The organism is Pantoea sp. CTOTU50773, assembly GCF_032082325.1.
Classification (GTDB): domain Bacteria; phylum Pseudomonadota; class Gammaproteobacteria; order Enterobacterales; family Enterobacteriaceae; genus Pantoea; species Pantoea communis.
In genome coordinates, this window is record NZ_DAMDQC010000184.1 from 1 (window position 1) to 8,174 (window position 8,174).

9 protein-coding genes are annotated in these 8,174 nt (G+C 54.8%); 1 reads left to right on the forward strand and 8 read right to left on the reverse strand.

Going from position 1 to position 8,174, the window contains the following annotated elements; all coding sequences use genetic code 11:
* The 6 genes from RT340_RS20250 to RT340_RS20275 form a co-directional block, all read right to left on the reverse strand.
* On the reverse strand, nt 1–646 hold a 646-nt coding region (locus RT340_RS20250), incomplete at its 3' end, for a biotin-dependent carboxyltransferase family protein (protein WP_313377577.1).
* Complete coding sequence (gene pxpB / locus RT340_RS20255) at nt 640–1,296, reverse strand: 5-oxoprolinase subunit PxpB (RefSeq protein WP_283216860.1); 657 nt, start codon at nt 1,294–1,296, stop codon at nt 640–642. The genes pxpB and RT340_RS20250, both read right to left, overlap by 7 nt.
* 150 nt (nt 1,297–1,446) lie before the next feature.
* Nucleotides 1,447–2,190 carry a type 2 GTP cyclohydrolase I gene (locus RT340_RS20260; RefSeq protein ID WP_160832603.1) on the reverse strand — a complete coding sequence of 248 codons (744 nt, stop codon included), beginning with the start codon at nt 2,188–2,190 and terminating at the stop codon, nt 1,447–1,449.
* A 22-nt stretch (nt 2,191–2,212) separates the two neighbouring features.
* A complete protein-coding gene (phrB, locus tag RT340_RS20265) occupies nt 2,213–3,640 on the reverse strand; it encodes a deoxyribodipyrimidine photo-lyase (protein ID WP_313377578.1) in 1,428 nt (475 codons plus the stop codon).
* Nucleotides 3,641–3,652: 12 nt separating this feature from the next.
* On the reverse strand, nt 3,653–4,609 hold the full coding sequence (locus tag RT340_RS20270; protein ID WP_313377579.1) for a 2-thiouracil desulfurase family protein: 957 nt from the start codon (nt 4,607–4,609) through the stop codon (nt 3,653–3,655).
* A 153-nt stretch (nt 4,610–4,762) separates the two neighbouring features.
* Complete coding sequence (locus RT340_RS20275) at nt 4,763–4,963, reverse strand: YbfA family protein (protein WP_313377580.1); 201 nt, start codon at nt 4,961–4,963, stop codon at nt 4,763–4,765.
* A gap of 245 nt (nt 4,964–5,208) precedes the next feature.
* On the opposite strand from RT340_RS20275, the gene kdpE reads away from it, so the two are divergent.
* Entirely contained in the window at nt 5,209–5,883 is a 675-nt protein-coding gene (gene kdpE, locus RT340_RS20280) for a two-component system response regulator KdpE (RefSeq protein ID WP_034829121.1), read from the forward strand.
* 76 nt (nt 5,884–5,959) lie between these two features.
* On the opposite strand, the gene pgm is transcribed toward kdpE, so the two are convergent.
* On the reverse strand, nt 5,960–7,600 hold the full coding sequence (gene pgm, locus RT340_RS20285) for a phosphoglucomutase (alpha-D-glucose-1,6-bisphosphate-dependent) (RefSeq protein ID WP_097117424.1): 1,641 nt from the start codon (nt 7,598–7,600) through the stop codon (nt 5,960–5,962).
* Nucleotides 7,601–7,625: 25 nt separating this feature from the next.
* Entirely contained in the window at nt 7,626–8,171 is a 546-nt protein-coding gene (gene seqA, locus RT340_RS20290; RefSeq protein ID WP_058962146.1) for a replication initiation negative regulator SeqA, read from the reverse strand.
* Between the last annotated feature and the right edge of the window lie 3 nt (nt 8,172–8,174).

Consider the following 8,174-nt stretch of genomic DNA (forward strand, 5'->3'; position numbering starts at 1 on the left):
GTTGACGCCCCTGCATGCGGTAACCCATACGAGTGCTCTGCGGACTCAGCTTCCACGGGCTGCGCCAGAAACCTTCCTGCGCTTCGCGCGTGAACTCGTTATACTCCGGGCCCGGTAAAGCGCGAATGCGGTTGCCCCACAACAACTGACGAACGCCCGCTTTGCCTTTGAAGGTGCGGGAGGGTTTGCCCAACGGCAGCTGATCGCCATCCTGCAGCTTACGGCCCTGGAAACCGCCAAAAGCCGCTTTGAGATCGGTACTGTGTGAACCGAGCATCTCATCAATGGCGAAACCACCATTCACTGCCAGATAACTGCGCATACCGCGCACCGGCATCGCCAGGGACAGCAACTGACCTATTTTCACCGGCAGTCGCCAGCCAGTCCACACCGGTTTGCCATCGAGATCGGCATTACAGCCCGCCCCAGTGAGTGCAAACCAGCCGTCACGTTTGAATTCCGCTTTGAACTGGCCGAGCACAATCTCTAATACCGCGCTCTCTTCCGGGTTGCCCACCAGCATATTGGCGGTGCGCATTGAGGGTTGATCGAGAGCGCCGCTAACGCTAATGCCATATTGCCGCCAGCCGGTACGGCCCTGATCCTGAATCGAGGTCATCAATCCGGCGCGTAGAATGTTTAACATACGCCCTCCTGTTGCGGCACAAAGCGCACGCTGTCACCGGGGCGCAGCAGTGTCGGCGGGTGTTGTAAGGGGTCAAACAGGCTGACGGGCGTATGGCCAATTAGCTGCCAACCGCCAGGTGCGGCCAAAGGATAAATACCGGTCTGACTGCCACCGATGCCGACTGATCCACTGGGAACGATAACTCGCGGTTCAGCACGGCGCGGCGTGTGCAGACGTTCATCCAAGCCGCCGAGATAGGGAAAACCAGGCTGGAAGCCGATGAAATAGACCACGTAATCAACACTGCTGTGCAGCTCGACGACCTGTTTTGGCGACAGGCTGGCCCCCTCAGCCACCACTTGCAGATCGGGGCCACCCGCGCCACCGTACACCACCGGAATCTCCACCCGACGTGATTCAGGAATCTGTTCCTCACTCTCTTCCCACCAGCGCTGAAGACGCTCAATGGCATCCAGCGCATTCAATTGCGGATCGCGCAGTAGCAGCGTCAGGTTATTCATCCCCGGAATCACTTCCTGAACCTGTTCATTGTGCTGCAGGCGCTGGCACAGTCCCCAGATGCGCTGCTGGCTGGCGAGTGAAACGGGGGGGGCCAGCTCCAGCACCACCGCTCGCTCACCCAGTAGATAACAACGTGCTCGTTGCAAAACCCACCTCCCGGTCATGATTGGCGCGGACAAAAAATGTCCACAAATCGCTTTGCTTATAATGAAAGTCAATAAGTTATGCGAAAGTGACAGAGACGTGTCAACAGATTTGCGTCCTTAACGTGGGTTAAGGACGCGGAGAGAGAGAAATCAGGCAGGATTGTCGATATCAATAAAGGTTACGTCGAGGCCATAGCTCTGCGCCAGCCATTCGCCCAGCGCCTTGATACCAGCGCGCTCGGTGGCATGATGCCCGGCGGCGAAAAAGTGCAGGCCTTGTTCACGTGCGCTGTGAATGGTTTGCTCCGAAACTTCGCCCGTGATAAACGCATCTACACCAAAAGCAGCCGCGCTATCGATAAAGCCCTGTCCGCCACCACTGCACCAGGCGACGCGTTTGATCAGTGCCGGGGCATTATCACCACAGTGCAACGGTTTACGACCTAAGCGTTCGGCGATTTTCGCCGCCAGCGCTTCACCGCTCAACGGTTCAGCCAGCTCGCCCCATGGCACTAACGGCTGAATTTCCCCTTTCACTTCAATATCAAACAACTTTGCCAGCTGTGCATTGTTGCCGAGCTGTGGATGTGCATCGAGCGGCAGGTGCCAGCCATACAGGTTGATATCATTGACCAGCAGCGTATGCAGACGCTGGCGTTTCATTCCTTTAATCAGCGGCGATTCGCTCTTCCAGAAATAACCGTGATGGACCAGGATAGCGTCAGCATTGCGCTTGACCGCTTCATCGAGCAGCGCCTGACACGCGGTCACGCCCGTGATGACAGTTTTCACTTCCGCGCGACCTTCCACCTGCAAACCATTGGGCGCATAATCACTGAAGGCGCTGGTGTTCAGCTGCTGATTAACAATGTGTTCTAACTCGACATGATTCATTTAGTAGGGCTCCCTGACCGCCTCAGGCCGCGCTGCGCGCGCGCTCGAAGGCGTCTAGTGTCTTTTTACGTGCGTCCTTATGTTCCACGATTGGTGCGGGATAATCGAGTTTCTTATTATTTTTCTTCGCCCAAATCTGCGGTTGATGAATATCACTCTCCGGCACGTCTTTCAGCTCTGGCAGCCACTGGCGGATAAATTCGCCTTTTTCGTCAAAGCGTTCCCCCTGAGTCGTATGATTGAATATGCGAAAGTACGGTGCCGCGTCGGTGCCAGTCGAAGCTGCCCACTGCCAGCCGCCGTTATTCGCCGCCAGATCGCCATCGATCAATTGCTGCATGAAGTAGCGCTCACCTTCATGCCAGTCGATCAGCAGGTCTTTTACCAGAAAGCTGGCAACAATCATGCGCAGGCGATTGTGCATCCAGCCCAGTGTATTGAGTTGGCGCATTGCCGCATCGACGATGGGATAACCGGTTTTACCCTGCTGCCAGGCCGTGAGATGTGCATCGTTTTTTTGCCACTGTACGTTATGCGTCCACTCCACAAACGGCTGGTGCTTGCACAACGCTGGAAAGGCCACCATCAGATGACGGTAAAACTCGCGCCAGATCAGTTCATTAAGCCAGGTAAAGGCTTTACCCTCGTTCAGTGCATCTGGGTGTTCTTTCAGAATACGATGCAAACATTGGCGCGGAGACAGCACCCCAATCGCCAGATAAGGCGATAAGCGGCTGGTACCATGTAATGCCGGTAAATCGCGCACCTCGGGATAGTGCTGCACCGATTGTTTGCCGAAATGGCGCAATTGCTTCAGCGCTGCCTCTTCCCCAGCCGGAAATAGCGATGCATCGAAATCTTCCTGCGGGTAATCAAAAGCAGGGATTTTCTTACCCGCACTGATCGGCGCATCACGGCGCGCTTTCGGTGCATGATGACACTCCGGTAACCCCTGATGCAGTCGACGGACAAAGGCGCGGCTGAACGGCGTGAAGACTTTAAACATGGTGTGATTGCCGGTCTGCACGCTGCCCGGCGGCAATAACAGGCTGTCATCAAAGCCCTGACAAATTACGCCCTGAGCATCGAGACGCTTTTCAGCTGCAGCATCACGTTCGCGCTCATTTATCTCGTACTGATAGTTGTAATAAAGCTCATCCACCTGATGCTGGTCGCAAAACTCACTCAGATAATCCACCGATGCGGCAAAGTCATCGCACTGATGGTAATGCAACGGAATACCTCGCTCGGCCAGTGAGTCTTGCAACGCACACAGATTCTGGTGAATAAAGGCCGCCTGCTTGGGTGCCATATGGTGTTGCTGCCACTGTTTAGGCGTGGCAATAAACAGCGCCAGCACCCTGGCATGGCTGTCGCGGCAAGCGGCAGCCAGCGCAGTGTTGTCATTGATGCGTAGATCGTTTCGCAACCAGACTAAGTGGGTGGTCATAATGCTCCGAAATTATTGTCCGTAGCGCAGACGCAGCGCTTCCGGGTAAGGATCAAAGTAACGTTGCTGCGCCAGCCACGGATGCGGATATTCCGCCATATAGTGTTTCAGCATGGTGATGGGAACCAACAGTGGCTGGACGCCAGTGCGATAACGATCGATTAGCTGCGCCAGTTCCTGGCGCTGTGGTGAGGACAACTGCGGGCGGAAGTAGCCCTGTACATGCATCAGCACATTGGTGTGATTACGGCGCGAAGCCTGGTGGGACATCAAATGCATCAGGCGAATCCGGTATTCAAAGGCGTAATCATCCAGCGAATCCCACTGCTCCATCGCCGCCACAAAACGCCCCATCTCGCGATACTCATCCTGCGCATGCGACAGCAGCAGCAACTTGTATCGACTGTGGAAGGCGATCAGCTTGTGGCGGGTTAAACCGCTGCGCCACATTTCATTGAACTCGTGCAGCGCATACACGCGGCCCATAAAGTTTTCGCGGATAGCATCATCATGCAAACGGCCATCTTCCTCTAAAGGCAGCCATGGCATCTCTTTTTGCAGAAAGGCAGTGAATACGCCGGTGCCCGCTTTGCGATTGTCATTGGTATCGGGCTGATAGACGCGCACGCGCTCAAGACCGCAGCTGGGTGATTTTGCACAGAGAATATAGCCGCAAAGGTGATGCAGCGATTTCACACGATCGGCCGACCAGCGTTCCATCTCATCGGTCACCTCTTGCCCGCCATCTTTACTGAAACAAAGATGGATTTGATCATCCGACTCTTTGACCAGACGCAGTGCGGGACGCGGCGTGGGCAAGCCAATTGCCATTTCCGGACACACCGGTTCAAAGCGGATAAAGGGAGTCAGTTCTTCAGTTGCAAAAGCGAAACGCTTGTGGCCACCGTCAAAACGGACCTTATCCCCGAGCAGGCAAGCGCTGATACCGACAGGAATTTTTTCGCTCATACTTGTACAACCTCCAAATTCTTGTAGAGGTTTAAGTGTAGCTGAAACGGCGAGGGATAACAGCGGGTAACCGGGGAATACAGACAAAGTTTAGAATAAAAAAACCCGGCGCTTGATTGAAGCTGCCGGGTTCTTAGAGAGCCAAGAGAGCACTTACCAGTGGATGCTGCCTATCGCTTCTGTCTGCGCCAGCCAGACTGGCTTGGTGCTGGTCTTACTCCAGACGCGGTGCAGATAGCTATAGAAACGGGCACGATCCTGGCGGAACAGCATCACGGGCAAGGCAAGTATGCCGACCAATACCGCCAGAAAACGGCGCAACACGATTTTATAGAGTGGATATGCCTGATACATGATTGCCTCCTGGGGTAATTTTTGCGTTGAAATGTGATCTGCCTCAGATATTACGCCTGGTTGTGTAATTTTACTACTCATCCGACCACTAATTTTGGTCTTTTTTTGTGCTTTACGGCTTAAGCTGAAAGTAAGTTACATAATTGTAAACGTAGGGATCTCGCAAGGTTACAAACATCATGACGGACGCGGTGACCAATTCTTGATAAAGTGCCGTGTTAACTTTACCTGTGGCAGGAGTCAGCGTGACGACCATCTTGATTGTTGAAGATGAAAAAGAGATTCGCCGTTTCGTGCGCCTGGCGCTGGAAAGCGAAGGTTTGAAAATTGTGGAAGCGGAGCAATTACAGCGCGGGCTGATTGAAGCAGCGACACGAAAGCCGGATTTAGTGATCCTCGATCTTGGGCTGCCGGATGGTGACGGCAACGACTTTATCCGTGAAGTGCGCCAGTGGAGCAGCATGCCGGTGATTGTGCTATCTGCGCGCAGTGATGAGCAGGACAAAATCGATGCACTGGATGCCGGTGCAGATGATTATCTGACTAAGCCGTTTGGTATCGGCGAGTTACTGGCCCGCGTGCGCGTGGCGTTACGTCGCCATCAAAGCAGCCAGCCTGAGCCGATCGTGAAATTTGGGGAAGTGAGTGTCGATCTGGCTGCGCGCCGCGTGCTGCGTAATGAACAGGAAATTCACCTGACGCCCACCGAGTTTCGCCTGCTGAGTTTGTTGCTGAACAATGCCGGGAAGGTTCTGACGCAACGTCAGTTGTTGAATCAGGTGTGGGGGCCGAATGCGGTGGAGCACAGCCATTATCTGCGCATTTATATGGGACACCTGCGCCAGAAGCTGGAAAGCAATCCCACCCAACCCAGCCATCTGCTGACCGAAACCGGTATCGGCTACCGCTTTATGCCATAAAAAACGCCCCACGTTGTCACGTGGGGCGTTCCAGAAAACGCGTGAAAAGGCGCACATAGCGCGCCTCGACGTTTAATTACGCGTTTTTCAGCACTTCGCTAACAATCTCTACCGCCTCTTTCTCGATCTGCTGGCGATGCTCAGCACCAAGGAAGCTTTCACAGTAGATTTTGTAAGCATCTTCCGTGCCTGACGGACGCGCAGCAAACCAGCCGTTTTCGGTCATCACTTTCAGACCACCGATTGACGCGCCGTTGCCCGGTGCAGCGGTCAGACGTGCAGTAATCGGATCGCCCGCCAGCGTATCAGCACTCACCATTTCCGGTGACAGCTTAGACAGTGCCGCTTTTTGCGCTGAGGTCGCCGGCGCCTGCAGACGGTTATAGCTTGGCGCGCCGAAGCGTGCTGCCAGTTCGTCATAGTGCTGCTGCGGGTTCTTGCCGGTCACCGCAGTGATTTCGGCTGCCAGCAGGCACAGGATGATGCCGTCTTTATCGGTTGACCAGGCGGAACCATCGAAGCGCAGGAAGGAAGCACCCGCGCTCTCTTCGCCGCCGAAACCGAAGCTGCCATCAAACAGGCCATCAACAAACCATTTGAAACCAACCGGCACTTCAACCAGCTTGCGACCAATGTCATTGACCACACGGTCAATCATTGCGCTGGAGACCAGGGTTTTACCCACAGCAACATCTTTGCCCCACTGCGGGCGATGCTGGAACAGGTAATTGATGGCCACGGCCAGATAATGGTTCGGGTTCATCAGGCCCGCAGGCGTGACGATGCCGTGACGGTCGTAATCCGGGTCGTTACCGAACGCCAGATCGAACTTATCTTTGTACGCCAGCAGACCCGCCATCGCGCACTCAGACGAACAGTCCATACGCACCACGCCATCTTTATCCAGATGCATGAAACGGAAGGTCTGATCGACCGCATCATTAACAATGGTCAGATCCAACTTATAGTGCTCAGCAATACGCTGCCAGTAAGCGATACCGGAGCCACCTAATGGATCAACGCCGATTTTCAGGCCCGCTTTCTGGATTGCCGGGAAGTCAATGACTTCAGCCAGACCTTCAACATAGGGCTGAATCAGATCCTGCTCAACGATATGGCCGCTTGCCCAGGCCTGATCCAGCGGCAGACGTTTCACGTCTTTCAGTTCGCCTTTGATCAGCTGGTTAGCGCGATCTTCCACCACCTTGGTGACGTTGGTATCAGCCGGACCGCCGTTTGGCGGGTTGTACTTGATGCCACCATCTTCTGGCGGGTTGTGTGAAGGCGTGATGACGATACCGTCCGCCTGCGCGCCACCGCGTTTGTTGTGTTCCAGAATGGCGTTGGAGATCGCCGGCGTTGGCGTGTAGCCATTATCCTGCTGCACGATCACATCTACACCGTTCGCCGCCAGCACTTCCAGCACCGACAGAATCGCCGGCTCAGACAGTGCGTGAGTATCTTTACCCACGTAGCACGGACCGGTGATGCCATTCTTTTTGCGCTCTTCTGCGATGGCTTGCGCAATCGCCAGAATGTGCACTTCATTGAAGCTTTGGCGTCCCGCGCTGCCGCGGTGGCCAGAAGTGCCAAATTTCACCGCATGGTCCGGGTTAGCCGTATCGGGCTTCAGGACGTAATACTGCGAGGTTAATTGTGCAACGTTAATCAAATCGCTCTGCTGGGCAGGCTGCCCGGCACGGGGGTGATTGGCCATTGGCGCTTCTCCCTGACGCTTCAGTTTAAATGGTGCCGCGAACTTTCTCTGTCAGTTCCTGTGGGAACTGCATCGCCAGCATGATGTGTTCCACCATGCTGCATTTGCGGCCTGTATTGGTATTGGTGATCACCCAGTACGGTGTGCCGGGAACGTGCTTCGGCTTAGTATGGGTGCCATTTTGCAGCAGTGTGTGCTCGTCACCCGCAAAATAGACGCGAGTGCGGCCCTGCAGCGAGGCAGTGGCTTCAGCAAAGGCTGCTGGATCAAGACGATAGAGCGTTGACAGTACCAGCATAAAGCGATTAACCGCCTTATTCTGCTCAGCATACTCATCAGAGAGCAGCAGTTCACGCACGGCGCGTACGCGATCCTGAGGACGCGCTTCGCTGCGCACTGGCTGCGCTTCCTTGACCGAAGCCGAAGCCGCAGCGACAGGTGCAGTCGGTGCGGTCTGGCCCGCGGTAAACTTCAGCATGCGGCGCAAAATATCGGAGGCGCTTTCACCAATGTGCTGCGTGTGGCTGGCAATATAACGGTAGAGTTCTTCGTCAACTTCAATCGTTTTCATCTT

What these genes read in the sequence shown, in the direction of transcription:
- seqA (WP_058962146.1), bottom strand. Translation starts at nt 8,171, where the DNA reads ATGAAAACGATTGAAGTTGACGAAGAACTCTACCGTTATATTGCCAGC.
- RT340_RS20270 (WP_313377579.1), bottom strand. Translation starts at nt 4,609, where the DNA reads ATGAGCGAAAAAATTCCTGTCGGTATCAGCGCTTGCCTGCTCGGGGAT.
- pgm (WP_097117424.1), bottom strand. Translation starts at nt 7,600, where the DNA reads ATGGCCAATCACCCCCGTGCCGGGCAGCCTGCCCAGCAGAGCGATTTG.
- RT340_RS20260 (WP_160832603.1), bottom strand. Translation starts at nt 2,190, where the DNA reads ATGAATCATGTCGAGTTAGAACACATTGTTAATCAGCAGCTGAACACC.
- phrB (WP_313377578.1), bottom strand. Translation starts at nt 3,640, where the DNA reads ATGACCACCCACTTAGTCTGGTTGCGAAACGATCTACGCATCAATGAC.
- RT340_RS20275 (WP_313377580.1), bottom strand. Translation starts at nt 4,963, where the DNA reads ATGTATCAGGCATATCCACTCTATAAAATCGTGTTGCGCCGTTTTCTG.